This is a genomic window from Arthrobacter sp. Alg241-R88 (assembly GCF_900537115.1).
In the GTDB taxonomy this organism is placed as follows: Bacteria; Actinomycetota; Actinomycetes; order Actinomycetales; family Micrococcaceae; genus Arthrobacter.
The window spans coordinates 128,686-153,356 of record NZ_UNRG01000006.1; the positions used below are offsets into that span (position 1 = coordinate 128,686).

19 protein-coding genes are annotated in these 24,671 nt (G+C 65.5%); 9 read left to right on the forward strand and 10 right to left on the reverse strand.

Features of this window, described 5'->3' with window-relative positions; all coding sequences use genetic code 11:
• Positions 1 to 97 precede the first annotated feature (97 nt).
• Positions 98 to 1,174: a TerC family protein gene (locus tag G6R19_RS14160; RefSeq protein ID WP_163166013.1), complete on the forward strand. Its 1,077-nt coding sequence runs from the start codon at positions 98 to 100 to the stop codon at positions 1,172 to 1,174.
• Between the two features lie 374 nt (positions 1,175 to 1,548).
• Here G6R19_RS14160 and fdhA read toward each other — a convergent pair whose 3' ends face one another.
• From fdhA to G6R19_RS14195, 7 genes are all read right to left on the reverse strand, one after another.
• Positions 1,549 to 2,766: a formaldehyde dehydrogenase, glutathione-independent gene (fdhA, locus tag G6R19_RS14165; RefSeq protein ID WP_163166015.1), complete on the reverse strand. Its 1,218-nt coding sequence runs from the start codon at positions 2,764 to 2,766 to the stop codon at positions 1,549 to 1,551.
• Positions 2,767 to 3,277: 511 nt separating this feature from the next.
• Positions 3,278 to 4,879 carry an APC family permease gene (locus G6R19_RS14170; RefSeq protein WP_163166017.1) on the reverse strand — a complete coding sequence of 534 codons (1,602 nt, stop codon included), beginning with the start codon at positions 4,877 to 4,879 and terminating at the stop codon, positions 3,278 to 3,280.
• Positions 4,880 to 4,998: 119 nt separating this feature from the next.
• The gene (locus G6R19_RS14175) at positions 4,999 to 6,552 is read right to left on the reverse strand and encodes an aldehyde dehydrogenase family protein (protein ID WP_205484432.1); all 1,554 of its coding nucleotides are present in this window, start codon (positions 6,550 to 6,552) and stop codon (positions 4,999 to 5,001) included.
• A 31-nt stretch (positions 6,553 to 6,583) separates the two neighbouring features.
• Complete coding sequence (gene betA / locus G6R19_RS14180; RefSeq protein WP_163166019.1) at positions 6,584 to 8,296, reverse strand: choline dehydrogenase; 1,713 nt, start codon at positions 8,294 to 8,296, stop codon at positions 6,584 to 6,586.
• A gap of 419 nt (positions 8,297 to 8,715) precedes the next feature.
• Positions 8,716 to 9,300 (reverse strand): TetR/AcrR family transcriptional regulator, encoded by a 585-nt coding sequence (locus G6R19_RS14185; RefSeq protein WP_163166022.1) that lies wholly within the window; start codon positions 9,298 to 9,300, stop codon positions 8,716 to 8,718.
• 54 nt (positions 9,301 to 9,354) lie between these two features.
• Positions 9,355 to 12,231 (reverse strand): ATP-binding cassette domain-containing protein, encoded by a 2,877-nt coding sequence (locus G6R19_RS14190; protein ID WP_163166024.1) that lies wholly within the window; start codon positions 12,229 to 12,231, stop codon positions 9,355 to 9,357.
• Positions 12,228 to 12,791, reverse strand: coding sequence for a hypothetical protein (locus G6R19_RS14195; protein ID WP_240341896.1), 564 nt, complete (start codon positions 12,789 to 12,791; stop codon positions 12,228 to 12,230). The genes G6R19_RS14190 and G6R19_RS14195 overlap by 4 nt, the downstream gene beginning before the upstream one ends.
• A 176-nt stretch (positions 12,792 to 12,967) precedes the next feature.
• On the opposite strand from G6R19_RS14195, the gene G6R19_RS14200 reads away from it, so the two are divergent.
• On the forward strand, positions 12,968 to 13,855 hold the full coding sequence (locus G6R19_RS14200) for a class I SAM-dependent methyltransferase (RefSeq protein WP_163166026.1): 888 nt from the start codon (positions 12,968 to 12,970) through the stop codon (positions 13,853 to 13,855).
• A 134-nt stretch (positions 13,856 to 13,989) separates the two neighbouring features.
• Complete coding sequence (locus G6R19_RS14205) at positions 13,990 to 15,459, forward strand: DUF222 domain-containing protein (protein WP_346010085.1); 1,470 nt, start codon at positions 13,990 to 13,992, stop codon at positions 15,457 to 15,459.
• A gap of 80 nt (positions 15,460 to 15,539) precedes the next feature.
• Here G6R19_RS14205 and G6R19_RS14210 read toward each other — a convergent pair whose 3' ends face one another.
• The 3 genes from G6R19_RS14210 to G6R19_RS14220 all read right to left on the reverse strand — a co-directional run bounded on the left by G6R19_RS14210 (position 15,540) and on the right by G6R19_RS14220 (position 18,567).
• Entirely contained in the window at positions 15,540 to 17,153 is a 1,614-nt protein-coding gene (locus G6R19_RS14210) for a phospholipase D-like domain-containing protein (RefSeq protein WP_163166028.1), read from the reverse strand.
• Between the two features lie 117 nt (positions 17,154 to 17,270).
• A complete protein-coding gene (locus G6R19_RS14215) occupies positions 17,271 to 17,744 on the reverse strand; it encodes a GNAT family N-acetyltransferase (protein ID WP_163166030.1) in 474 nt (157 codons plus the stop codon).
• A 31-nt stretch (positions 17,745 to 17,775) separates the two neighbouring features.
• Positions 17,776 to 18,567: an IclR family transcriptional regulator gene (locus G6R19_RS14220; RefSeq protein WP_163166337.1), complete on the reverse strand. Its 792-nt coding sequence runs from the start codon at positions 18,565 to 18,567 to the stop codon at positions 17,776 to 17,778.
• 140 nt (positions 18,568 to 18,707) lie between these two features.
• Here G6R19_RS14220 and G6R19_RS14225 point away from each other — a divergent pair, with 140 nt between their 5' ends.
• The 6 genes from G6R19_RS14225 to G6R19_RS14250 all read left to right on the forward strand — a co-directional run bounded on the left by G6R19_RS14225 (position 18,708) and on the right by G6R19_RS14250 (position 24,671).
• The gene (locus G6R19_RS14225; RefSeq protein WP_163166032.1) at positions 18,708 to 19,211 is read left to right on the forward strand and encodes a tripartite tricarboxylate transporter TctB family protein; all 504 of its coding nucleotides are present in this window, start codon (positions 18,708 to 18,710) and stop codon (positions 19,209 to 19,211) included.
• Between the two features lie 2 nt (positions 19,212 to 19,213).
• A complete protein-coding gene (locus G6R19_RS14230; protein ID WP_163166034.1) occupies positions 19,214 to 20,716 on the forward strand; it encodes a tripartite tricarboxylate transporter permease in 1,503 nt (500 codons plus the stop codon).
• A gap of 52 nt (positions 20,717 to 20,768) precedes the next feature.
• On the forward strand, positions 20,769 to 21,773 hold the full coding sequence (locus tag G6R19_RS14235; RefSeq protein ID WP_163166036.1) for a tripartite tricarboxylate transporter substrate binding protein: 1,005 nt from the start codon (positions 20,769 to 20,771) through the stop codon (positions 21,771 to 21,773).
• 34 nt (positions 21,774 to 21,807) lie between these two features.
• On the forward strand, positions 21,808 to 22,437 hold the full coding sequence (locus G6R19_RS14240; RefSeq protein ID WP_163166038.1) for a methyltransferase: 630 nt from the start codon (positions 21,808 to 21,810) through the stop codon (positions 22,435 to 22,437).
• 37 nt (positions 22,438 to 22,474) lie between these two features.
• Positions 22,475 to 23,254: a DUF1932 domain-containing protein gene (locus G6R19_RS14245; protein ID WP_163166040.1), complete on the forward strand. Its 780-nt coding sequence runs from the start codon at positions 22,475 to 22,477 to the stop codon at positions 23,252 to 23,254.
• Between the two features lie 79 nt (positions 23,255 to 23,333).
• Entirely contained in the window at positions 23,334 to 24,671 is a 1,338-nt protein-coding gene (locus G6R19_RS14250) for a TRAP transporter large permease subunit (protein ID WP_163166042.1), read from the forward strand.

The following is a 24,671-nucleotide window of genomic DNA, read 5'->3' on the forward strand; positions in this document are numbered from 1 at the left end:
GATGCACTGAAGCATCTCGGGTCGACGGTTCCGGTGCTATCCGGGCGGAGGAGACCTTGGCGTAACTGTCCAGCGCCTACCCCTTGGGAGCATCCTCATGCAGGTCACACCTCTGATCTGGCTCGTCACGATTGCCGTCACGATCCTGTTTTTCGTCTACGAGTTTTTCGCCCACGTGCGCAAACCCCACGAGCCATCCATTGCAGAATCGGCGCGTTGGTCCGCGTTCTACATCGGACTCGCTCTGCTGTTCGGGGTGGGGATCGGCATGGTGGCGGGATGGACGTTCGGCGGTGAATACTTCGCCGGCTACCTGACTGAGAAGGCCCTGTCGATCGACAACCTGTTCGTGTTCCTCATCGTGATGGCTGGATTCGCAGTACCGAAGAAGTACCAGCAGAAGGTGCTGATGATCGGGATTGTCATCGCACTGATCCTGCGCGGCGGGTTTATCGCCATCGGAGCGGCCCTGATCGAAAACTTCTCCTGGGTCTTCTACATCTTCGGTGTCCTGCTCCTCGTCCTGGCCTACCGGCAAGCGTTCAGCAATCACGACTCCAACCCCGCTGACGGTAAATTCATGAGTCTTGTGCGCCGGGTCCTGCCTGTCACTAACGAGTATCACCAGGACAAGGTCACCGTCATGCAGGGCGGGAAGCGTTTCGCCACGCCGATGCTGCTCACCATCATTGCGATCGGCTTCGTAGACCTCATCTTCGCCGTCGACTCGATCCCGGCAATCTACGGCCTGACCAACGAGGCGTACATCGTCTTCACCGCCAACGCGTTCGCGCTGATGGGTCTGCGTCAGTTGTTCTTCCTCATCGGAGGCCTGCTCGAGCGCCTGGTCTACCTCGCCCAGGGGCTGGCCGTCATCCTCGCCTTCATCGGCGTGAAGCTCGTCTTCCACGCCCTGCACGTCAACGAGCTCCCCTTCATCAACGGCGGGAAACCGCTCCTCTGGGTGCCGGAGATCCCCATCTGGCTCTCCCTGCTCTTCATCGCCGCCACCATCGTCGTAGCGACCGTCGCGAGTTTGCTGAAGACCCGCGGCGACGAGCACAAGGATGACCGCGGACCGATCCACAACGAACCACGGGTGATCACCGCCGACCAGCCGAACGAGGAATCCGAGGTCGACAAGAAGGCGGTGCCGACTGCCAAGTCCGAGTAGCTCCCCACCGGCAGGCGAGCCGGGGACAGGAGGCGGGAATGTGGTCCCGGCCTTAGGACTGCTGCCGGATGGTTTGTACACCCGCTGTCAGCGGACGCCGAGGTCGCTGTCAATATACGAACCCGGGCGGTTTTCAGTGCCATGCTGGCAATTGCAGCCACCATCCAGCTGCAGCCGAACGGTCACCGGACTCGGTGCTTCGAGCCGGATGTCAACCGGCTCCTTCCCGTTGCTGCTAAGGCTGAGAATTGATTCTTGGTCGTTGCCATGGGTCATGTGAGTACCTTTGCTGATGCAGGGAGAGCGGATGCGCGCTGGTGGCGCGGGCCAGGAAGGCCCGCGCCACCAGGGCGGGTTGCTACTTACGTAAAGTTTTACGCCTTGACGTATCCGTTCGGATTCAGCACGAATTTCGTGGCCGAGCCGGCGTCGAATTCGGCGTAACCGCGCGGTGCATCCTCAAGGGGGATCGCTGTGGCGTTTACTGCCTTGGCAATCTGGACCTTGTCGTGCAGGATCGCCATCATCAGCTGGCGGTTGTAGGACATGACGGGGCACTGGCCGGTGGTGAAGGACAGGGACTTTGCCCATCCGGTGCCCAAGGATAGCGACAGGGAGCCGTGCTTGGCGGCGTCGTCGATTCCACCGGGGTCGCCGGTGACATACAGGCCGGGAATGCCAAGGGCCCCGCCTGCGGCGGTGATGTCCATAAGGGAGTTCAGCACAGTGGCCGGGGCTTCGTGCGAGGCGTCCTTGCCGTGCCCCCGGGCTTCGAATCCTACGGCGTCCACGCCGCAATCCACTTCAGGAACGCCCAGAATTTGCTCGATCTGGTCCTTCGGATCGCCGTTGGAGACATTCACGGTTTCGCAGCCGAAAGAGCGGGCCTGAGCCAGCCGGTCTTCGTTCATGTCCCCGACAATTACGACGGCGGCACCGAGCAACTGCGCTCCGACGGCGGCCGCGAGGCCCACCGGGCCGGCGCCGGCAATGTAAACGGTGGATCCGACGCCCACACCGGCAGTGACGGCGCCGTGGAAGCCGGTGGGGAAGATGTCGGAAAGCATGGTCAGGTCCATGATCTTTTCCAGGGCCTGGTCGCGGTCCGGGAACTTGAGCAGGTTCCAGTCAGCGTAGGGAACCAGCACGTATTCCGCCTGGCCGCCCACCCAGCCGCCCATGTCCACGTAACCGTAGGCGCTGCCCGGGCGGTCCGGGTTCACGTTCAGGCAGATGCCGGTCTTGCGCTCCTTGCAGTTCCGGCAACGGCCGCAGGAGATGTTGAAAGGTACAGAGACGATGTCCCCGACCTTGATGAACTCCACGTCCGGACCGACTTCCACCACTTCGCCGGTGATTTCGTGGCCGAGGACCAGGTCCTTGGGAGCCGTGGTCCGGCCCCGCACCATGTGCTGGTCCGAGCCGCAGATGTTGGTGGTCACTGTACGCAGGATCGCGCCGTGGGGTACCTTTCGGCCCACATTGGCCGGATTAACGCCGGGCCCATCCCTAAGTTCCAACGTCGGGTAGTCGGTGTTGATGATTTCGACGACACCGGGTTCTTTGTAGGCGACGGCTCTGTTTCCTGACATGGACACTCCTTTTAGTAGGGGTATGGTGCAAGGTCTTCCGTTCGGATGGCCTTGCACTGGCCCGGCAAAGTTGCAGGCTCTGCCCCATGCCCGAAAGCGGTGCTTCGATGAGGATACCTCCCCAGGTTTCAGGCCACCGAAGCACCCTTTACGGGCACGGGACAGCTCTTCCTTCGCGAGGGCGAAGGCTGTCAGTGGGATGCCGTGCCCAGTGGAACAGCATCCCGCTGCTGCCTGCCCGGCGCTGAATCGGACAAGTATGGGTCCGAAGTTCGAAGAGCCTGTAAGGATGAGACTAGGGTCACAAGGCTTGCAATAAAAGCGCAAAGTCTTGGTGATAATCATGCGGAATAGCTGCATGATCGGTGCACGGCTCATCTCGCAACACGTGCGCCGGAAGGCTTCCGGAACCGGCCATAAACAGCACCGTCAGGACCGGGCAGCGCGTCCCGGGTTGGACCGTGCCACGGGTAGGTATTGCTACTGAGGGCTGAGGGCTAAGGGCTAAGGGCTAAGGGGTGGAAACGGGTGCGGACACCAGCTGAGGCGCAACTGGAGCATCCGGCCCGCTGACATCCATAGCCGCCTGGGCGGTTGCGGCGTGTTCAGCCAGGACGCCCGTCTGGTGCCTGATCTTCAGGCGGTACAGCAGTGCCCCGCCTCCGGCGACGGCGGCCACGAAGATCACGCCGCCCCACTGCAGGTACCACTCAAACGGGGGCACCGAGTTGTAGATCTCCGGGCGGGGCCAGATGAGGTTCAGGGTCATGGCGCCGCCCCACAGAACCGCGAGGATGTTCACGGGCAACCCCCACTTGCCCAGGCTGAAGCCCGGCTCGGTGCCGTCATCGGCAAGCGGCCACTTTTTCTGGAACCGCTTGCGGAGCAGCGGAACGGTGACCAGCAGGTAGGACAGGTAGATCAGGACGATGCTGATGCTGGAAAGGATGGTGAAGATGGCGGGCTGGGAGACGTTGACGATCAGCGGCATGATGGCGATGACACCGATGACGATGGCCGCCACCGTGGGCGTCTTCCGCTCGGGATGCACCTTGCTGAGCTGCCGGCTGAAGGGCAGGTTGTTATCCCGGGCCATGGCGAACATCATGCGGATGGCGGCAGCGTGAACGGCCAGGGTGCAGACGGTCACGGCCACCACGATGCACACCAGGAACGCCTTGCCGAAGGGGCCCCCCAACACGGAGAGCACGATGTACTGCAGGCCGCCGTCGGCAGCGCCCAGCTTGGGGTCGTTGAGGTCAGGAGCGGCCAGGAGTCCGCCCAGGAGAATCAGGCCGCCGAGGATGAAGGACGCCGTGATGGCACGGAGGATGGCCTTGGGGGCGGTCTTTTTCGGGTCCTTCGTCTCCTCGCCCAGGGAACTGGCGGTGTCAAAGCCATACATCACGTAACCGGAGGCCATGGCGCCGATAAGGAACACCCCAAAGAAGCCAAGGTCGTGGTCCATGCCGTAGCCTTCGGTGCTGAAAAGAACTTCCGGCCCCCGCACCACATGCCAGCCAAGGGCCAGGATGAGGAGCACGGCGGCGGCGAGCTCCACGAAGACGCCGATGCTGTTGATTTTGGTCATCAGCTTCACGCCGAAGGCGTTGATGAGGGTGGAGATGGAGATCATGATGCTGGCAAGCAGCACGCCGTTGAGGGCGAAATCGTAGGTGCCGGTGCCGTCGCCGATGATCTGGAAACCGGACCAGATCTGGGGCAGGGTGAGCTGCAGGGCAAGGGCCACGGCGCCGAGCGCCACGATCGAGGAGATGAGCAGCAGCCAGCCCGCCAGCCAGGCGAACGTCCCGGACGAGAGCCGCTTGGCCCAGTTGTACACCGAGCCGGCCACCGGATACCGTCCGGCAAGCTCGGCGAAGCAGAGCGCCACCATGAGCTGGCCGGCGAAAACGAGGGGCCAGGACCACGCGTAGGCAGGGCCGGCCATGGAGAAACCAAAGTAGAACAGCTGAAATACGCCGGTGAGAATGGAAATGTAGCTGACTCCGGCCGCGAAACTGGCGAATTTGCCGATGCTGCGGTCCAGGGTCTGGGCATAGCCGAACTCGTCCATGCCGCTTGAATCAGTACTCTTGCTGGGTTCGAACATCTGAACTCCTAAGTCAGAAAAGCACGATGGTGATGACCCGTGGCCGCCGTTGGACACGGGTTATATCGGCGGCCGGGCGCCGCGCCTGCGGCGCCCGGCCATTTCCCCAAATGCTGGTGCTAGCCGGCGGCCCCCACCCCGGTGTCGCTGGCAGGTGAGCCGAACCAGCCGCTGGGCGCGGGCTGGATGTTCTGCCAGATATGTTTTGCCTCGCGGTATTCGTTGAGGCCGGCGCTGCCAAGTTCGCGGCCAATGCCGGACTTCCCAAAACCGCCCCACTCCGCCTGCGGGACGTACGGGTGGTAGTCATTGATCCATACTGTTCCGTGCCGCAGGGCTCCCGCAACGCGCTGCGCCTTCGACGCGTCCGATGTCCAGACTGCGCCCGCCAGGCCGTACTCCGTGTCGTTGGCGATGGCGACGGCTTCCTCCTCGGTCCGGAACGTCTCGATTGTCAGTACCGGGCCGAAGGATTCCTCCCGCAGTACGCTCATGCCGGAGCGGCAGTTGCCGAGAACGGTGGGCGGGTAGAAGAAGCCGGCCGCAAGGGGCCCGTCGTCGGGGATGTAGCCGCCGCACAAAAGCTCGGCGCCCTCCGCGATGCCGGCCTGGACGTAGGCGTGGACCTGGTCACGGTGCCTGGCGGAAATCAGAGGGCCCGTTTCCGCGTTGGGATCGAAAGGCCCGCCCATGCGGATCTTTTTGGCGCGTTCCACCACCTCGGCCACGAAGCGCTCCGCGATGGACTCCTCGACCACGAGCCGCGCCCCTGCCGAGCAGACCTGGCCGGAGTGGAGAAACACGGCGGTCAGGGCATTGTCGACGGCGGCGTCCCAGTCGGCGTCAGCGAAGACGACATTGGGGTTCTTCCCGCCGAGCTCGAAGGCGACCCGCTTCACGGTCTCGGCGGCTGCCGCCATGATGGTTTGACCCGTGGCCAGGCTCCCGGTCAGGGAGACGAGGTCCACGCGCGGATCTGAACTCAGCAGCGGGCCCACCCTCGAGCCGCTACCCGTGACCAGGTTCGCGACGCCGGCCGGAACGCCGGCCTCCGCCAGCGTTTCCATGAGGAGGATGGAGGTGGACGGCGTGAGCTCGCTGGGCTTGAGCACGAAGGAGTTTCCCGCAACGAGTGCGGGCGCCACTTTCCAGGCCGCCTGCAGGAGCGGGTAGTTCCAGGGGGCGATGAGGGCGCAGACGCCGAGCGGTTCGTAGACCACACGGCTGATGGCGTTCGGCCGGCCGGTATCGATGACCCGTCCGGCATCGAGGCCCGCTATTTTGCCGTAGTAGCGGAAGCAGGAGGCGATGTCGTCAATGTCGTATTCGGCCTCGACGAGGCGCTTGCCCGTATCCAGTGCTTCGGCGCGGGCATAAGCTGCCTTGTCCCGCTCCAGCAGCGCGGCGATGCGAAGCAGGACCTCCCCGCGTTCGATGTCGGTCAGCCGGCGCCACGCACCGCCGTCGAACGCTGCCCGGGCACTGGCGATTGCCCGCTCCGCGTCCTCCGGGGTGGACGAGGCGACCACCGCCACTTCGCGCCCGTCCGCCGGGCAGCGTACAACGGTTGTGCCGCCGTCGGATGCCTGGTGCCAGGCGCCGTCAATGTACAAGCCCTTGATGGCGTCCTGCGCCTGTCCGGCGTCGCGGACCTGCTCAGCGGTGGCGGTCATCGTTTCTCCTTTTCCAGTCCATCAATCATGCCTATGCCTGTGCTGCGGGGGCAGCTGCACCGGCGGTGCCGTTACGCTCGAGCGGGCTGATTCCGTGCCGGTAAAACTCGGCATGCTGCGGCGCCAGCGGGGCCTTCCCTGCAATGAGGTCGGCGGCCTTTTCGGCGAGCATCATGACGGGGGCGTAGATGTTGCCGTTGGTCACGTAGGGCATGGCCGAGGCGTCCACAACCCGGAGGCCCTGCGTTCCGTGGACGGACATGTCGAGCGGGTTCACCACTGCCATTGGGTCGGACTCCGGGCCCATCTTGGCGGTGCAGGAGGGGTGCAGGGCGGTTTCCGCGTCGCGGGCCACCCAGTCCAGGATTTCGGCGTCGGTGCGGACGCTCTGCCCGGGCGAAAGCTCCCCGCCGTTGAAGGGCGTCATGGCGGACTGGCCCAGGATGTCACGGGCCACGTGGATGGCCTCCACCCATTCGCGCCGGTCCTGCTCCGTGGAGAGGTAGTTGAAGAGCATGGACGGGTGGACGGTGGGGTCCGTGGACTTGATCTTCAGGGTGCCGCGGGCATCGGAGTACATGGGGCCGATGTGCACCTGGTAGCCGTGCTTGGCGTCCGCCTTCTGCCCGTCGTAGCGCACTGCCACGGGCAGGAAGTGGAACATCAGGTTGGGGTAGGCAACGTCCTCGTTGGAGCGGACGAACCCGCCGCCTTCGAAGTGGTTGGTGGCTGCGGGGCCCTTGCGTCCCAGCAGCCACTGCAGGCCGATGAGGGGGTAGCGCCAGAGGTCCAGGTTGGGCTGCATGGATACCGGCTGGGTGCAGGCGTGCTGGATGTAGACCTCCAGGTGGTCCTGCAGGTTCTCGCCGACGCCGGGAAGGTTGACCACGGGGTTGATTCCGAGGGAGTTCAGGTGTCCCGCTTCGCCCACGCCGGAGAGCTGCAGCAGCTGCGGGGTGTTGATGGCGCCGCCGGACAGGATGACCTCACCGGCGTTGACCACGTGGGTCTGGCCGTTGCGGCGGTACGTGACACCGGTGGCTACCGTGCCCTTGAAATTGACCTTGGTGACCATCGCGCGGGTGAGGACGGTGAGGTTAGGACGGGCGGCGTTGGGGCGGATGTGTGCCCGGGATGCCGAGAGGCGCTGGCCCTTGTGGACGTTGCGGTCGAAGGCCGCGAAGCCTTCCTGGCGGTAGCCGTTGACGTCGTCGGTCAGGGGGTAGCCGGCTTCCTGGGCGGCCTTGAAGAAGGCCTGGAAGAGCGGGTTGGTGGCCGGACCGCGTTCCAGGACCAGCGGGCCGTCATGGCCGCGCAGTTCGTCATCCGGGTCCGCCGCCAGTGCGTTTTCCATCTTGTTGAAGTAGGGCAGGCAGTGCGCGAAATCCCAGGTATCCATGCCGGCGTCGGCGCCCCAGCGCTCGTAATCGAGGGGGTTGCCGCGCTGGAAGATCATGCCGTTGATGGAGCTGGAGCCGCCCAGGACCTTGCCGCGGGCGTGTGCGACGCGGCGGCCGCCCATGAAGGGTTCCGGGTCCGATTCGTAGCGCCAGTCATACAGCGGGTTGCCGCTGGGGAAGGTCAGCGCGGCAGGCATCTGGATGAACAGGTCCCAGGGGTAGTCGCTGCGTCCGGCCTCGAGAACCAGGACGCTGCTGTTGCCCCCTTCGCTCAAGCGGTTGGCAAGCACGGAGCCCGCGCTTCCGCCGCCGACGATGACATAGTCGTAGTGGGTTTTTGTCATGCTGGAAACTCTCTTTCTACCTGGTGCAGGCCAGCTGCTGAGGCTGGTGTGCTTCTTCCGGAAGCGGCGTTGCGCCGCGATACCGGACAAGCGTTGGAAGTCCCTGAAGTGGTGGATGCGGACTGCTGATGCGTCAGCGCTGACTCAACGCGGTGCCGGAAATCCCTGGGGTGTGGTGTACGTCATACTCATGCACAGTAATGGACGTTGAACGAGTGTTCAATAGTCTGACTGGACAAACGTTCAAGATTTAACGCGGCTGAAACATCGCGCCGTGCCACGGAGGGGGAAAGGCGCTCCCGGCCATCGAATATGACGGGCGGCTGTCATGACACGGGAACCGCACGGAAAGGCGCAGCGATGGAAGTGCGGATCGGTTTCACCCGCACTTCCATCCACGAAAGAGGTAAAGCAGCCTGCTAAGCGGCGAAGGCGATTTCTTCGGTCCGGGCGATGCTCCGCCGGATGGAATCCTTGTCAACACCGAGGAGCGCGGTGAGCCACATCCCGTTTTGCACGACGACGATGTCTGCTGCCCGCTCCCTGCATTCCTCATTGGAAAGCTCGGGCCTGGCATTGCAGATCAACGTCGCGAGCCCTTGGAGGTAGCGTTCAAACGCTGCGGCGTTGATGGAAGCAAAGTCTTCATGGGCTTGTGCCAGGGCCCATAGGTGGAGCCGCAGGGACAGGTACTGCATGGTAAGGAATTCCGGGCCCGCGACCCGCTGCAGGGCCTTCTTCAGCTGCTCGCCGGGGGACGAGCCGAGGTCGGGCGTGAGCAGCATCAGGTCATGCTGGTCTACCCGGTGCAGAGCTGCACGGATCAGGCTCAGCTTGTCTTCGTAGTAGTAGTTCACCAGCCCGAGGGCCACGCCGGCCTCGCGGGCCACAGCCCGCATATTGACTCCCGAAATACCGTGGCGCGACAGCAGATCCAAGGCCGCTTCGAGGATGCGCGACTGCCTGTCCACCTGTTCGCCGGGTTTCACAGTCTTTGTCTCCACTTGGCCAGACTATGGGCAATACCGTGGTGGCGCATCCTGCAGCATGATGATGGCTTAGACCCCGAGATCAACCCGGTCCCTGGACTGGTTGCTGCGCGCCTGCATGGCGTGGCCGCCCAGGCTTCCGCCCGTGCCGGAAACCGGCTTCACCCGCCGGAACGCGGCGAGAATGGCCCGCCCCACCACAACGATTCCGATGATCGTGGTGACGGCACGCAAGGTGTCCCAGCCCGCCGTCGACGTCACCAGCGAGTAGAGCAAGAAGCTGCTGAGGTTGGTGCCCAGCGGCGCACCGGGCTCGTACGAGATGCCGGTGCCGGCGCCCACCGCGAATGGCCAGAACCACAAGTTGGTCAGCAGTCCGAACAGGTAGGACGCCACGGCACCGTAAACGCACAGCATCCACAGTTCCGCTTTGCCGCGCACCCGGCGGGGGAGCAGGCCGGCGCCCGCGCCCACCCACGCACAGGCGAAGATCTGGAACGGCGTCCAGGGTCCGATCCCACCCCACACCGCGCTGGAGACGGCGATGGTGGCGGCGCCAAGCAGCAGTCCGAAACGGGCACCGAACGCCCGGCCGGCCAGGATCAGCAGGATAAAAACTGCCTCCACACCCCCGACGCCGGTGCTCACCACCCGCACCGCCGAACCTACCGCTGCCAGGACGCCGAGCAGCGCCACCATATGTGCCGAACGGACCGAGCCGTCCAAGGAAACGACGACGGCGACCGCGGCGACGGGCGCGATGGCCAACGCCGCGTAGGGCAGGGCCGCGACGGCGTCCTGCGGAAGGGCCGCGGCGAGCAGCGGCCAGCAGAATGCCCCGAGGGCCAGAAGGTTTGCGGCTGCGAGGACGGCGAGTTCGACGCCGCGCGGCATCCGGACGCGGTGCTGCCTTTCCTTGCCATGCGAGTCTGGTTGCTCGTCACCTACCGCTGGTTTTGGTCCGGCACCTGCCTTCCGGAGAAGCAGAGGTGCCGGTTCCGGCGCGTTGTCCTCCACGGCAGAGGGCGCGACGCCGTCACGCATCGGGAGGATCCGGGCGCCGAGGCTGTTGGCAAAGCCGTGGTCGTGGGTGGCGATCAGCACTGCTGCGCCGGCGTCCGCTGCCGCCCGCAGCGCTGCAGAGACTGCCGTGCGCGCGGCTGGATCGAGGCCGCGGGTGGGCTCGTCGATCAGGAGGACCTGGGGATGGTCCATGGTCTGCAGCGCGATGGCCAGGATCCTGCGCTCGCCTGCAGAGAGGTCCCGCGGATGCTCGTGCCCGACGGGAATGGCGATGTCGCCCCGCAACCGGGCAAGGTGTGCAGCTGCGGAACCAGGCGCAGGGTGTCCGCCGTTCTTTCGGCGCACAAGGCGCCGCTCGCCCGCCCGAAGCTCGCCCTCGACCGTATCCCTCGTGAAGAGGTCGTCCGAGGCGTCCGGCACCAAGGCCACGCGGACGCCGTCGGCCGTGCCGCCGTCGTACGTTTTTATACCGCCCGTGCCTTCAGCGCCCGTGCCCTCACCCAGTGCGAGCGCCACGAGCAGGGAGGACTTCCCGGCCCCGTTCGGCCCCACCAAGGCGACCACTTCACCGCGGTGCAGCGTGAGGGACGCGTCGCGCACAAGTGGCTTGCCCTTGCGGTGCACCGCAAGGTTTGTCGCCGCCAGCACGGGAGGGACGTCCACCGGCTGGGCCTGCGCCGGAATGGCCCGGACGGGGGCGGAAGGCGCGGACGGCGCGGCACCCGGCACGAGCGCGCGGTCATCAATGGTCCACCATGAATCCGCGATCGGCACGAGCGCTTCCGCCCGATGTTCCGCCACAATAATGCAGACACCGGCATCGCGGGCGAGGGCGTTAAGTACGTTGATGACGCGTCTGCGGGCTGCGGTGTCGAGGTCGGCCAGGGGCTCATCCACCAGGAGCAGGGCCGGATGGTCCACGACCGCGGCGGCAATGGCGACGAGCGTTGCTTCACCGGCGGAGAGGGTGCTCGGATTCCGGTCCAGCAGATCGGTCACCCCGATACGCCCGGCGACCTCCAGCACACGGGCCTTGGTGGAAGCGGATGGCAAGCCGCGCAGCTCAAGGGCGAGGGCGATTTCGTCCCGGACCCGGGTGCTGGCGAAGGCGGCGCGGGGATTCTGCAGGACGACACCTACGGTGCGGGCGGTGTCGCGCGGGGGAGTGGCGGCACGGTCGGCTCCCGCGACGCGCACGGTGCCGGCGATCTCGCCGCCGTCCACGTGCGAGAGCAAGCCGGCGAGGCCACGCAGGATGGTGGATTTGCCGGAGCCCGTCGGCCCGGTGATGACCGTGACGGACCCGCTCGACGGCGTGAACCCGGCAACGCGCACCGTCGCGTCACCGATGCGGAACTGGGCGTCCCGGATGAGGACCGGGGCTTCAATACCCCGGCCGGGCTGGTGTGCCACCCTGCTCCCAAAGCCGCGCAGCTCCAGAGCCGCGGCAACCCGGCTTGCGTGCTCAAGGGTGCGCTCGAGGATGGGCACCAGGGCGCGGGGTCCAAACTTTTCGCCCCGCAACCGGAACGCCAGGCGTACGGAGGCAACGGCGTCGGCCAGCGCCGGGAGTGCAGCCCACGCCACTACGAGAGTCCTGGCCAGGCCCTGCAGGGGGCCGCGGCGGGCCAGGTGCACGAAGCCCCGGGCCACGTCCACGAACGCGTTGAGCAGGCCGAAGCCGAGGAACATGGCGGCAATCGGGAGGGCGGAGAGGACCGCCTCCCAGAGGCCTTGTCCCGTGACCGGGCCAAGGAAGACCACATGCGCGTACGGGGCAGGCAGCCGCATGGCGGGCAGGTCAAGCAGGACCGGCCCGCCAATGCCCGCGCCGTTGAAAAGGACGCGGTAGATGACCCGCGCCGCGACGAAGACGACGGCGAGGGCCGCCGCTGCACGTAACGGCGCGGGTCGGAAGGTCATGCCGCGGAGGCTGCCGGTTCGCCGTCGACCGTGTAGAGCAGTTCCAGGCTCTCGCCGGGACTGACCTTCAGGGTGGCGAGGCCTTCCTGGGCATAGGCCCAGTCACCGGAGGCCGGCTTGACCCAGAGGGACCAGTACGCGAAAGCGGCGGGCATGCCCTTGCATTCTTCCCGGTAGGTGCCGGCCTTGTGGGTGATGTCGAAGTCCGCGGCGGGCACACCGTTTACGCGGCACACCAGTTCGGTGGGGTACTGCTCGGTGCCCTCGGTCTTGATGTTGGCTTCCTTGAGCACGTCCGCAGCGACAGTGGACTCGTCCACCTCTACGCACACGGAGGTGTCGGCGGCGGCCTGCTTCAGGGCGCCCGAATCAACGATGACCTTTACACCGTCGCAGGGCCCGGAGGCACTGGGTGTGGCACTCGATGAAGTTGCTGCCGAGGAGGCGGGCTCAGAGGCGGCCGGCTGGGTGGCAGGCGCCGAACAGGCGGCGAGGGAAAACAGGAGACCGGCGGCGGCGAGGGAGCTCGCGGCGGCGGTGCGCATCTTAGTCAAAGTCACCAGATAAGGGTAGGGCGTTCCTTGCCCGGATCCGGAGGCCGTCACGTTGTATGACGCCGGGCTTCACGTCAGCTGGTGGGTGCGCCGCCTAAAAGCAAGCGGACGACGGCGGGAGGAGCCGCCGTCGTCCGCTTCCTACTCTTCCTATGCATGGATCAGCGTTATAGCGTGAGGGCGTGATCGTCCCCAACATTTCCCAGGACGCCGTCGCAGTCGCGGATCACTACGACGACCTCGATCCTGTCTATCGCCGGGTGTGGGGTGACCATGTCCATCACGGGCTCTGGGCGACGGGTCGCGAGGCGGCCGCAGAGGCCGTCGAAGCGCTCGTCGACAAGGTCGGCGATCGTCTGCGTCTTATGCCCGGCGAGGCGTGCGTTGACATCGGCTGCGGCTATGGCTCCACCGCAAGGCAGCTCGCGGTGACACGCGGGGTGCGCGTCACCGGCTTCACGATCTCCGCTGAGCAGGCCGACTATGCCGCCGCGCATCCCGTACCCGGCGTAGACATCCGTCTCCGTGACTGGCTTGTCAACGGGCTGCCCGATGCCTCGGTCGATGCCGCATGGGCGATCGAATCGAGCGAGCACATGGTTGATAAGCCGAGGTTCTTTGACGAGGCGCATCGCGTGCTGTTGCCCGGAGGCCGCTTCGTCGTCTGCGCGTGGCTCGCCGGGACTGATGCGAGGGGGTGGAAGGTCCGCCACCTGCTCGAGCCGATCTGCCGCGAAGGGCGCCTGCCCTCGATGGGCACCCGCGAGGAGTACGAAGCGATGGCAATGGCGGCAGGGTTTACGGTCGAGGGCTATGAAGATGTCAGCCGCCGCGTAGCGCGCACATGGACGGTGTGCGCCCGTCGACTTGTGAAGGCCTTGCTCGTGGACCGCGAGACCCGCCGCCTCGCCCTCGGCGCCCGCAATCGCATCTTCATCCTGAGCATCCCCCGCCTGATCCTGGCCTACCGCACCGGTGCGATGCGTTATGGGATATTCACGCTGACGAAGGCGCGGGAGAACGGGGCGCCACACGGACCCGGCACGCCAACCCAGCCGGAGCCAGCCTGATCGCCGCCAGAACGTAAAGGTGCGCGCCTTTGGCTGCGAATTTTTAAGTCGAAACCGGCGAAAGACTCAGCCAAAACGCGACGCCCACGGGTAGCGGCCGTCCGCACCACCCAGCACAAACAGGACTTCCGAAAATGTCACACCCTCCTGCCATGCTTGTGGTTATGGAGACCGGTGTGGTTGTCGAAGCGGAAGGCGCGGCGGCGTTGGCGGCTGCCGTCGCCTCGATGGCAGGGCTGGTTAATGAGCTTGCCGGTGTTGTTGCCCGCCCGATGGCCGCGGATGGAGCTGACCGTCTTCCCGGCGCTGATACTGATCCGTTGCAGGAGTTTTCCGAAGCGTGTTTGGATGGCCTCGGGGTGTTGGCACGGGTTGAGGCCGTGACGGCGGCGGCCAAGGTCCGGCTTGTGGCCGCCTATGCGGAAGCCACAGACGCGATGGAGGGGCCGCCGGCCTGCGCGCACGAGGCGACCGCGCAGGAGATGAGCCGCGTGGCAGAAGTCGCGTGTACGCTCACCATCGGCGAACGCGCCGCAGCCGCCCTCCTTGGGGAAGCCCATGCGCTGACCACCTCGTTGCCGGCGGCACTCGATGCCCTGGAAGCCGGCACCATTGGTTGGCAGCATGCCCGCATTGTGGTCGAGGAAACTGCCGGCCTCACGCCCGCGGCAGCCTCGGCCCTCGAGGCACACTTCTTCGGCCCCGACGAACAGGTTCGCGGTGCCGCACCCGGAGAACTGGTGCCCGCCCGGCTCCGGAGGAAGCTCCGGGCCTGGCGCGAACGCCACCACCCCGAGTCAATTGAGGAACGCCATGCGAAGAGCGCGGACCGGCGGATGGAGTACAGCCCGGACCGGGACGGCATGGCTTGGATCTCGCTGTACGTTCCCGGGGCTACTGCCTGTGCCATCCGGAACAGGACAACCGCGCAGGCCCGCGGGCTCCAAGGCCCGCAGGAACCACGCACCCTCACCCAGTTGTGCGCCGACATCGCCGCAGGGTTGCTGCTGGGCAGTACAAACCACGATGCGGGAGACGTGCCCTCGCCTAAGGCGGAGGTGCTCGTGACCGTTCCCGTCTTCTCCCTTCTCGGCCTGACGGACGAACCCGCCGAAGTCGATGGGCTGGGGCCGGTCCCGGCGTCGATGGCACGGAAGCTGGTTGCTGACGGTGCTAGCTCGTTCTATCGCGTTCTAGTAGACCCGAGGGATGGAGCGCCGCTGGAAATCGGGCGCACCAGCTACCGGCTCCCGGAAACACTGAAGCGATGGCTGAAGATGCGGGACGGCAGATGCACCTTCCCGGGCTGCAGCAACCACAGCCTGGATAATGAGGCGGACCATCTCAAGGCCTGGCAGCATGGCGGGGCCACCGGGATCAGCAACCTTGGACAGGCATGCCCGAAACACCACCGGCTCAAACACCGAACGGGGTGGACACCAACAGAGGCAAGCGTGAATCAGCCACCTGGCTGGACGTCACCAACCGGCCGATACTATCCAGCCGAACACCCGGACCGTGAACCACCACTCATGCCACCCGGCTGGCTACCCCATACCGTTAGCCCCTTTGAGCAGGTCATACAGGCGCGCCTCGCTGCCTGAAGCCCGGCTCAGCCTGTCCTGCCTGGACCCTGGTAGTGCACCTGGAACCCGGGTAGTGCGCCTGGACTCTGGTGGTGCGCCTAGAACCTGGTAGTGCCGCGCATCTTTCGCGGGCGGCCGTCCGGATCCACCAGGAAGCGGTTTGCAGGAGCCGCCCAGAGTCGTTGAAGGGGCGAGACAGGTGCAGTGCTGTGGTGCCTTACGTGTCCGTTGGGCCGGGGCGATCGGCGGCCGGTTTTATGCCAATTGTCCAGGGCGTCGGCGGCGGCGTTCCACAGGCCGAGGGCGTCCGCCGGGTCGTGGAGCCGGGGGTCACTCTGTTCCAGGCCCAGGTGCTCGGCCCAGAGCTGCAGCCGGAGCCTATGGGCCAACGAACGGGAAGCTCCCGGACCAGTGTCTGCGCTTGGCGCTTCCCGCTGAGCAGCACTAGTATCGATGACTGCGCAGGTCAGCTCGCTGTCCGTGGTCCAGGACCGACGGTTGAAGTTGTCCGACCCGCACGTGAACCAGGTGTCGTCGATGATGCAGATCTTGGCATGGACGTAGATCGGCGTCCCGGTTTTGTTCTCGAGGTTGAACACCCCGAATCTGTCCGGCGCAGCGCGGCTTATCGTTTCGATGGCACGCAGTTGCCCCAGCCGCTTGGGCGGTCCTCCCAGCGGACCGTCGGAGTCGGGGTAGCGGGGCACCACTGCAATCACATTCAACCCGGGGTTCTGTTCGAGGGCTGCTGCGATTCCGGCTGCCACCTCAGCCGACCACAGGTACTGGTCCTCGATGTAAATCAGTGAACGGGCCAGGCCAAAGGCTTTTGTGTACGCCCTGGCAACACTCCGCTCACCATGGGGTGCGAACGGGAACGGCGGATGCTTCACTCCGTAGGTGCGCAGCAGCTGCACAGCGTGGGGGCCAGCCGGTGGCGGCGGCGGCGCAGTTTCCGGCAGGGGTTCGGGGTGCCGGGGCATATCGGCCAGGCGTTGCAGCAGCATCCGGTACGGTGTGCGGTGGTCCAACGGATGGGGGTCATTCCACCTTTCCGCGAATAACTCCAGCACGTCCGCCACAACCGGACCGCGCAGTTCGAGGGCGGCATCGTGCCACGGGGGTTGTTCTCCGTACCGGGGATCCATGTCCACCGCCTGGGGGTCTCCCGAGTGGTCGGCGTCGTCCCGGCGGCTGTGGGAAAGGTCGATCCCGCCAACGAACGCGACGTCCCGCGAAGGATCATTTCGATTGCGGATGACGAACAATTTCTGGTGATGGCAGCCGAAGAGGCGCACGCGCTGATCCAGCAGCACCTCGCCGCCGGCGTCGTTGATCTGGCGGCTGAGGTGCTCATTAGACAGGTTGCTCATGGGGGCAGACACACGCTCTCCATGGGACCTCCAGATCAGGCCGCGTACCTCCACTCCCGCCCGTGCCAACCGGGCCAGCAATTCGCCGATGGTAGGCCCGTCCGGCGTGAGCCGCTCGTCGCCGTCGCCACGCCAGTCGGTAAACCACACACGGTCTCCGGCCTGCAGAGCGGACAGCTCCTCATGCAGTCGGGCGAAGTAGGTGGCACCGTGAACCAGGGGCCGCACCAGATTGCCCTCCGACCAGGACGGCGATCCATCACCGCCCGCGTGCACGTCGGTGGCCCCATTCCCCCACTCATCGCCATTCAAGAACCAGTAACCAGCACTACTGTCCACTCGTCGTTCCCTCCGGGACCCGAGGCCGCCCTCATGTCCGGCCTACCCAGTAGTAGCCTACGGCTGTGCTGGTCAATGTCACCGGCCAGGTGATCGGGCAACATTGGCGGACCTTCTTTAGAGGCGGAGTTCCATAAAAACGCTGTGCGGGTCCAGGACATAATCAGCGAACGGCGGGCACTCGGTGAAGCCGTTTCGGGCGTACAGTCGGCGTGCTGAAGAGAAGTAATCCTCAGTGCCGGTCTCAAGGTAGACACACTCGAGGTTCCGGGCGCGGGCATCATCGAGAATGTGGCGGAGCATCAAGGTAGCTACGCCCCGCCCCCGTGCGCTTGCCGCAGTGCGCATCGACTTGATCTCGCCATGCATCGCGGAGCCGGAGGGCGCATCCAGGAGCTTGAGCGCGCCGCATCCCAGCAGAGCGCCGTCCTCACGCGCAGTCCAAAACGTCATTGACGGCGCGGACAGGGCGGAGTGGTCCATGGCATGGACGCTTTCGGCCGGAGAAGTGGCGTACATGTCCGCCAGGTGTTCGCTGAGGAGCTGATGGACGTCGCCGCGTGCGGGGTCGTCCCGGTCAATGGAAATCATCGGCTCAAATCTACCTGCTGTCGTGGAACCCCTAGTAGACGGAGCCCTCGAGCAGTTCCGAGAGTCTCCCGGCGGCGCGGCGGAGTTCCGGCACCCCGGCTTTTAGCGTCGCTTCGCTGGCTGCCTCAACAGGGCTGGTGAGTGAGATGGACTCACTGGGGCGCCCCAGCCTGTTTGGCACGGCGACGGCCACCGAGACAACTCCTGTGGCCCGCTCGTCCGCTGAGTATGCGTAGTCAGCGGACGGCTCAGGCAGCCGGGAGCGCAACGACTCCACCGTGAACGCGGCGCCCTCCTGGCCCCCTGCGATTGCCGCGGCCACCACCTGCTGGAGTTCGTCGTCGGACGCTGACGCGAGCAGGATCTTCCCCGCAGCACCCAGCGTGAGGGGGAGCCGCTTACCCAGGGGCAGGTCATACCGGAGGGGAGCCTCGCCGTCGACCCGGGCCACAAGGATGCGCTCGAAACCGAGCCGTGTATAGAGCGACGCCGTAAGCCCGGTCTGGGAGGCCACCTGCTGAAGGACCGGGCGGGCGGAGACGACGAGCGGGTCATTCTCGAGAAAGCTGCGGGCGGCGGGCAGGACGGCCGGGCCGATCCGGTAGGACTTGTCCGTCTGGCTGACCATGCCGAAATCCTGAAGCACCCGCAGGATTCTCAGGGTGGTGGGCAGGCTCATCCCACAGGCCTTGGCAAGATCGCTGAGCCGCTGCGGGCGCTCCGCCCGCTGAAGCTCCGCGAAGACCTCCAGGGCCCTGGAGAGGGAGCGCATGTTGGAGGCCTTGGGGCCCTCCTCGGCCGAAGGTTCCGTGGATGTCGTCATCGCCATTCTTTCATTCTATGTAAGTTTCTTGCGCTTGACAGTAGGTGTGTCTGCTGTCACTATTTCTCTGTACGCAATATAGTTTCATTCTGTGAAATAGAACAACGCGGAGTGAAAGCAGGCACAGTGAGAAGGAATCCATGACAACGGAGTCAGTCACAGCCAAACCCGCGAGCCCTGCCCGGGTGGCACCCTCCGTGCTGGCCGGCATCGGCGCGTTCGCCGCCGTCGGCGTCTACGTCCTGGTCAGTTCGATCGAGCTCGGCCTGTGGACTTCGCTGGGACCTGGACCGGGCCTGTTCCCCTTCGCCATGGGCGCAGTACTTGCCGCGATGTCCGTCGTTTGGCTGCTCCAGGAGCTCCGCCGGCCCAGCGAAACGGCCGAAGGCGTTGACCGCGGACTGGTCATTGCCGTCGTCGTGAGCCTGGCGATCCTCGCGGCCGTGATGGACCTGCTCGGCTTCCAGCTGAGCATGTTCCTCTTCCTGATGTATCACCTGAAGCTGCGCGGCGGCAGGGCCTGGCGTTCGTCCCTGATCACCTCGCTCGCCGGCAGCGTGGGCGCCTTCTACGCCTTCAACTTTGGCCTGAACGTGTCCCTGCCCGTTTCGGCCTTCCCCCTGCTGAACACGATCGGACTCTAGACGTGGATATCTTCAACGAACTCATGGGCGGCTTCGCGGCCGCCATGACCTGGCAGAACCTGCTCTTCGCCTTCCTTGGCTGCCTCCTCGGCACGATCATCGGCGTCCTGCCCGGCATCGGGCCGGTGGCAGGCGTCGCTCTCCTGATCCCCCTCACGCTGAACCTGGACGCTACCGGCGCGATCATCATGCTGTGTGCCATCTTCTACGGCACCGCCTATGGGGGAACCATCACCAGCGTGCTGCTGAATACTCCCGGTGAAGCCGCCTCGGCCATCACCACCATTGACGGCTACGCGATGACCAAAATCGGCAAGGCTGGAGCAGCGCTGACCATCGCCGCCGTCGGGTCCTTTGTCGGGGGAACGGTAGCCACCCTGGGCCTGGTGGCAGCCGCTAAACCCCTCGGGGAACTCGGCCTGCTCGTCGGCCCGCCGGAATTCTTCGCCCTTATGGTGGTGGGCATATCGCTCCTTGTCGCGCTGGCCGGAAAATCCATGGTGAAAGCAGTCATCTCCGGAGCCCTGGGCCTGCTGATCGCCATGGTGGGAATCGATCCGGTGGCCGGTGCTCCCCGCTTCACGTTCGGCATGGACCGGCTCCTGGACGGCGTCAGCTTCGTGGCCGTCATCGTCGGTGTTTTCGGCCTCTCGGAACTCCTGTCCTACCGCAAGGGCGATCAGCCGGCTGCGGTGCACGCGCCCAACTTCCGTTCTCTGCTCCCCACCGGCAAGGAATGGCGCCGGAGCGCCCCGGCCATGGCCCGCGGCACCGGCATCGGCTTCGGCCTGGGACTCATCCCCGGCATGACCGGCTCGGTATCCTCCCTGCTGGCCTACGGCGCGGAAAAGAAGTTCTCCCGCCACCGCAACGAACTGGGCAAGGGTGCCATCGAAGGCGTCGCCGGTCCCGAAACGGCCAACAACTCCCACGCCAACGCTGCACTGATCCCGCTGTTTACCCTCGGCATCCCGGCGTCACCCACTATCGCCGTGCTGATGGGAGCCTTCCTCCAGCAGGGCCTCACCCCGGGACCCACCCTCTTCACCGAACACTCCGAAATCGCCTGGGCCATCATCGCCAGCCTCTTCATCGGCAACCTGCTCCTGCTGGTCCTGAACGTCCCACTCGTCGGGCTCTGGACCTCCATCCTCCGCGTCCCGTCGTCGATCCTGACCGCACTCATCCTGCTTTTTATGGTCATCGGCGCCTACACCATCAACTTCAGCGTCTTCGATGTCTTCGTGATGATCGGCTTCGGCCTCCTTGGCCTGGCCCTGCGGCACCTGGACATCCCGCTGGCGCCCATGGTGCTGACGCTGGTGCTCGGCCCCCTGATGGAACGCTCGCTGCGCGAATCCCTCGAGATCTCCCAGGGCGACTTCAGCATCTTTACCAGCCGTCCCTTTTCCGCGGTCCTGATCGGCCTTGGACTGCTGATCGTCTTCAGCCCGCTGCTCAAGCTGCGCAAGCCAAAGGCGCTCAACGAAGACCCCGAAACCTAAACCCCAACCCATCACCGCACTGCCCTCCATACCCCTTCAAAGGAGAAGAACAATGAAAACCCGTCCCCGTATCGCCGCTGCGTTCGCAGCAGCAACCCTCATCGCCCTCACCGGCTGCGGCGCCAACGCCGGAGCCACCAACGCCGCCGCCGACGACTTCCCCAGGAAGGGCAAGACGATCGACCTCGTCGTGGCCTTCTCCTCGGGCGGCGCCGTCGACACGGCCGCCCGGCTCATCCAGCCCATCCTGGAAAAGGAGCTTGGCACCAACGTCGAGGTCATCAACAAGCCCGGCGCAGGCGGCCAGATCGGCTACACCCAGCTGACCAGCGCCGCGCCCGACGGCTACACCATCGGTGCCACCGGCTCGCCGTCCGTCGTCGTCTCGCCCTTGGATCCATCGCGCGGCGCCAAATACACCCGCGACAGCTTCCAGCCCCTCGGCCGGCAGGTCATCGACCCCACCGTCATCGCCGTCCAGCCGGACAGCCCGTACCAGACGCTGAAGGACCTCCTGGACGCTGCAAAGGCAAACCCGAAGTCCATGACCGCCAGCACCACAGGCCTGCAGACCGGCGAACACTTCGCGCTGGCACAGGTCCAGGAGACCACCGGCGCAGAGTTCGCCCCTGTCCACTTCTCCGAAGGTGCATCGCAGGCAACCACAGCCTTCCTTGGCAAGCACGTTGACATCCTCGTGGCCAACGTCAGCGACGTGACCGACCTGACCAAGCAGGGCAAGGCCCGCGTCCTGGGCGTTATGACGTCGGAACGGGCACCCTCGCTGCCCGACGTTCCCACGTTCAAGGAATCAGGCTACGAACTCGAAGCCGGCACCGCCCGCGGCTATTCGGCCCCCGCCGGCCTGCCGGAAGGCGTGGCCAAGAAGCTCGAAGCCGCCATCAAGACGGCCATCGAGGATCCGTCCGTAGTGCAGAAGATGAACGACCTTGGCCTGCAGACCAGCTACCTCGCCGGCGAAGACTACAAGCAGTTCTGGGCCGGACAGGAAGAGGACTTCAAGAAGGCCCTCCCGCTGGTCCAAAAAACAGACTAACCCTCCCTGCACCCAGCCGACGGAAGAACCCATCATGACAACCCCAGCACTCGACACCATCGACGCCGACTTTCCCCGCCCCGAGAAGGACCTGGTGGAACGGCTCGCCAAGCTTCCCGCCGCCAACATCGGTGACGCCATGGACCGGCTCGGCGTCGCAAACTCCGCAATCCAGGCCATCTGGCCCGGCGCCCTCCTGGCGGGCCCTGCCTTCACCGTATGGACCCGGCCCGGCGACAACCAGGGCATCCACAAGGCCCTTGAGTCCGCCCGGCCCGGAGACGTCATTGTTGTCGCCGGCGGCGGGGATGAATCCCGCGCACTTCTGGGGGAACTCATTGGCGAGCGCGCCATCAACCTCGGCATCGCAGGTTTCGCCCTGGACGGAGCAGCGCGCGACGCCGAAGCGCTGGCGGAGATCGGCATGCCCGTCTTCGCCCGGGCTACTACCCCCGCCGGTCCTTACAAGAACGGCCCGTTCCGCCTCGGAACGCCGCTCGCCTTCGGCGGCGTGCCCGTCCTGCCGGGCGATGTCATCATCGGTGACTCGGACGGCGTCGTGGTGATTCCCCGTGAACAGGCAGCCGCGGTAGCCGAAGCTGCGGAAGCCGTTTTTGCCGACGAGACCAACCGCCGGCAAGCCATCGTCGCGGCCCGCCACTAAGCAGCCCGCCACTAATACGAGAAAGACAGACGACATCATGACAGCGGTAACCATCATCGGTCTCGGCGAAGCCGGCGCCACCTACGCTGCGGCACTTACAGCAGCCGGCCACGAGGTCACCGGGTTTGATCCGGTTGCCCCGTCCACTCCTGCCGGCGTCACGCGTGCAGCAACGGCGGCCGAAGCCTGTGCAGGGGCTGACATCGTCCTGGTCCTGACCGGAGCTGCGGCGGCGCGAAGCGTAGCCAACGAATGCATTCCGGTCCTGGAGGCAGGCAGCTGCTACGCGGACTTCACCTCGTCCTCGCCCGGCGTCATGCAGGAGCTCGGACGGCTGCCCGGCAAAGCCGACTTTGCCGACGTCGCCATCCTTGGTCCGGTTTCCGCGCTGGGGGAGAAGACGCCCCTCATGGTCAGTGGCCCCGGCGCCCAGGCAGTTGTGGATCTGCTTGGCCCGCTTGGTGTGGACGTTGAAATCGCGGAGGGCGAGCCCGGTGCAGCCATGGCCCATAAGCTCCTCCGCAGCGTCCTGATGAAGGGACTGGCCTCAGTGGTCGTCGAAGCCGTCAACGCCGGTAAAGCAGCCGGACTCGAAGAATGGATCCGGGCCCAGATCGCGGGCCAGTTGGCCGGGGACGGCCAGGCAGTCATCGACCGTTTCCTGGCCGGCACAGCCAAACACGCCCTCCGCCGCTCAAAGGAAATGCAGGACACTGCGAGCTACCTCTCCGACCTCGGAGTGCCTGCAGAAATGACCACTGCCTCCGCTGCCGCCCTCAGCCGCATGGCCGGGGAAACGGTACCGGCCTTGCGCTGACCCCGGTGTCGGGCACAATCATGGACAGGTATCACTTGAGTATCCCCACCACCAGCAGATCGCGGTCAGGAGCAGCAGCATGATCGGCATCTGGGCCCTTGGCGCCTACCTGACCGTCATCCTGCTCTGGACGACTGTCATCAAGCGCAGTGTCGGGGAAGCCATGATCCTCGGTTTCCTGGTTGTGCTCCCCTTCACCGGTTCGGCGGCCGGCCAGATCGGCTGGACGGCGCTCTATTCGGCGATAACCGACGAAATCGTCTACGCAACCATGGCATTCGTGTTCATGGGGTACCTGCTGGATAAAACCGGGGTGCTCGACAAGCTGATCGACCTGCTGAACTCCCTCATCGGGGGAGTCAAAGGGGGACCGGCCTGGGTATCCACCGTGGCATCGGCAGGCCTGGGAGGTGTGGTCCACAACCAGGCCGCCATCGCCGCCACGGTAGGTTCCGTCACCATCCCCTGGATGGAAAAATCCAAGCTGGACAAGCCCGCGGCGGCCACGCTCGTGGCGGGCAACGCCGGCATGGGCATCACGTTCCCGTTCAGCGCGTCCATGTTCGTTCTTGTCGGGTCTGCCACGGTGGGGCCGTTGCTGGACATCAACGCGCTCGTCCTGCCGCTGCTGTTCGGCGGTCTCTGGTGCTTCCTGCACCGGCTGATCGTCACCTGGCTGCTGGTCCGCAAGAGCGGGATGACCCCGCTTGATGCCGCCCACAGGCTTTCCGTCGGTTCAGCGTTCAGCCGTGGCTGGGCAACCTTGCTGCTGTTCGTTGTGGTAGCCATTCCGCTGGTCATCACTTCGGGCGCCATCGCTGAAGCCCTCTCGGACTGGACCGGAGGAGATGTCACCAAGGCAGTGAGCGTCATTGTCTGGATCCCGGTGGTCCTCATCATCACCGGTTTGCTGCTGGGCCGGAAGAAACTTCCCCGTAAGGGACGTGCCTGGTGGGCGTTGCTGCAGGATTCCGCACCACGGTTCGGGATTGTCGGCGTGACGGTTGTGTTCGCTTTCGCCGGGGCAAACGCCCTCGCCGCGACGGGTTTGCCGAAGCAAATGACGGAACTGCTGAACGGGCTGAACCTGCCTCTGTGGCTTCTGGCGATCCTGATTGGGCTGATCATCATCGCCGTCGCCGCGCCCCTGTCAGCGACGGCGACGATGGCGGCCGTCGGGACTGTCGGCGTCGCAACCCTGGTCGCGGCGGGGGTGCCGGCAACCACCGCAGCCGTTGCCGTCCTGGTCTTCTCCTCCTGCGAGGCGGCGGTCCCGCCAGGAGGCGCTCCGTTGTACGTGGCCTGCGGGATCGCTGACGTGGACCCCATCAAGACCTTCGCCCGGCTGCTGACCCACTACGCCCTGCCGCTGCTCGGCATCGGTGTGCTGATCATCTTTGGCGTCCTGCCGATCTAA

Excerpts from the sequence above, each read along its gene's own strand:
- G6R19_RS14235 (WP_163166036.1), top strand. The coding sequence starts at position 20,769 with ATGAAAACCCGTCCCCGTATCGCCGCTGCGTTCGCAGCAGCAACCCTC.
- G6R19_RS14215 (WP_163166030.1), bottom strand. The coding sequence starts at position 17,744 with ATGATTTCCATTGACCGGGACGACCCCGCACGCGGCGACGTCCATCAG.
- G6R19_RS14220 (WP_163166337.1), bottom strand. The coding sequence starts at position 18,567 with ATGACGACATCCACGGAACCTTCGGCCGAGGAGGGCCCCAAGGCCTCC.
- G6R19_RS14190 (WP_163166024.1), bottom strand. The coding sequence starts at position 12,231 with ATGACCTTCCGACCCGCGCCGTTACGTGCAGCGGCGGCCCTCGCCGTC.
- G6R19_RS14250 (WP_163166042.1), top strand. The coding sequence starts at position 23,334 with ATGATCGGCATCTGGGCCCTTGGCGCCTACCTGACCGTCATCCTGCTC.
- G6R19_RS14225 (WP_163166032.1), top strand. The coding sequence starts at position 18,708 with ATGACAACGGAGTCAGTCACAGCCAAACCCGCGAGCCCTGCCCGGGTG.
- betA (WP_163166019.1), bottom strand. The coding sequence starts at position 8,296 with ATGACAAAAACCCACTACGACTATGTCATCGTCGGCGGCGGAAGCGCG.
- fdhA (WP_163166015.1), bottom strand. The coding sequence starts at position 2,766 with ATGTCAGGAAACAGAGCCGTCGCCTACAAAGAACCCGGTGTCGTCGAA.
- G6R19_RS14160 (WP_163166013.1), top strand. The coding sequence starts at position 98 with ATGCAGGTCACACCTCTGATCTGGCTCGTCACGATTGCCGTCACGATC.
- G6R19_RS14245 (WP_163166040.1), top strand. The coding sequence starts at position 22,475 with ATGACAGCGGTAACCATCATCGGTCTCGGCGAAGCCGGCGCCACCTAC.
- G6R19_RS14205 (WP_346010085.1), top strand. The coding sequence starts at position 13,990 with ATGTCACACCCTCCTGCCATGCTTGTGGTTATGGAGACCGGTGTGGTT.
- G6R19_RS14170 (WP_163166017.1), bottom strand. The coding sequence starts at position 4,879 with ATGTTCGAACCCAGCAAGAGTACTGATTCAAGCGGCATGGACGAGTTC.
- G6R19_RS14175 (WP_205484432.1), bottom strand. The coding sequence starts at position 6,552 with ATGACCGCCACCGCTGAGCAGGTCCGCGACGCCGGACAGGCGCAGGAC.
- G6R19_RS14240 (WP_163166038.1), top strand. The coding sequence starts at position 21,808 with ATGACAACCCCAGCACTCGACACCATCGACGCCGACTTTCCCCGCCCC.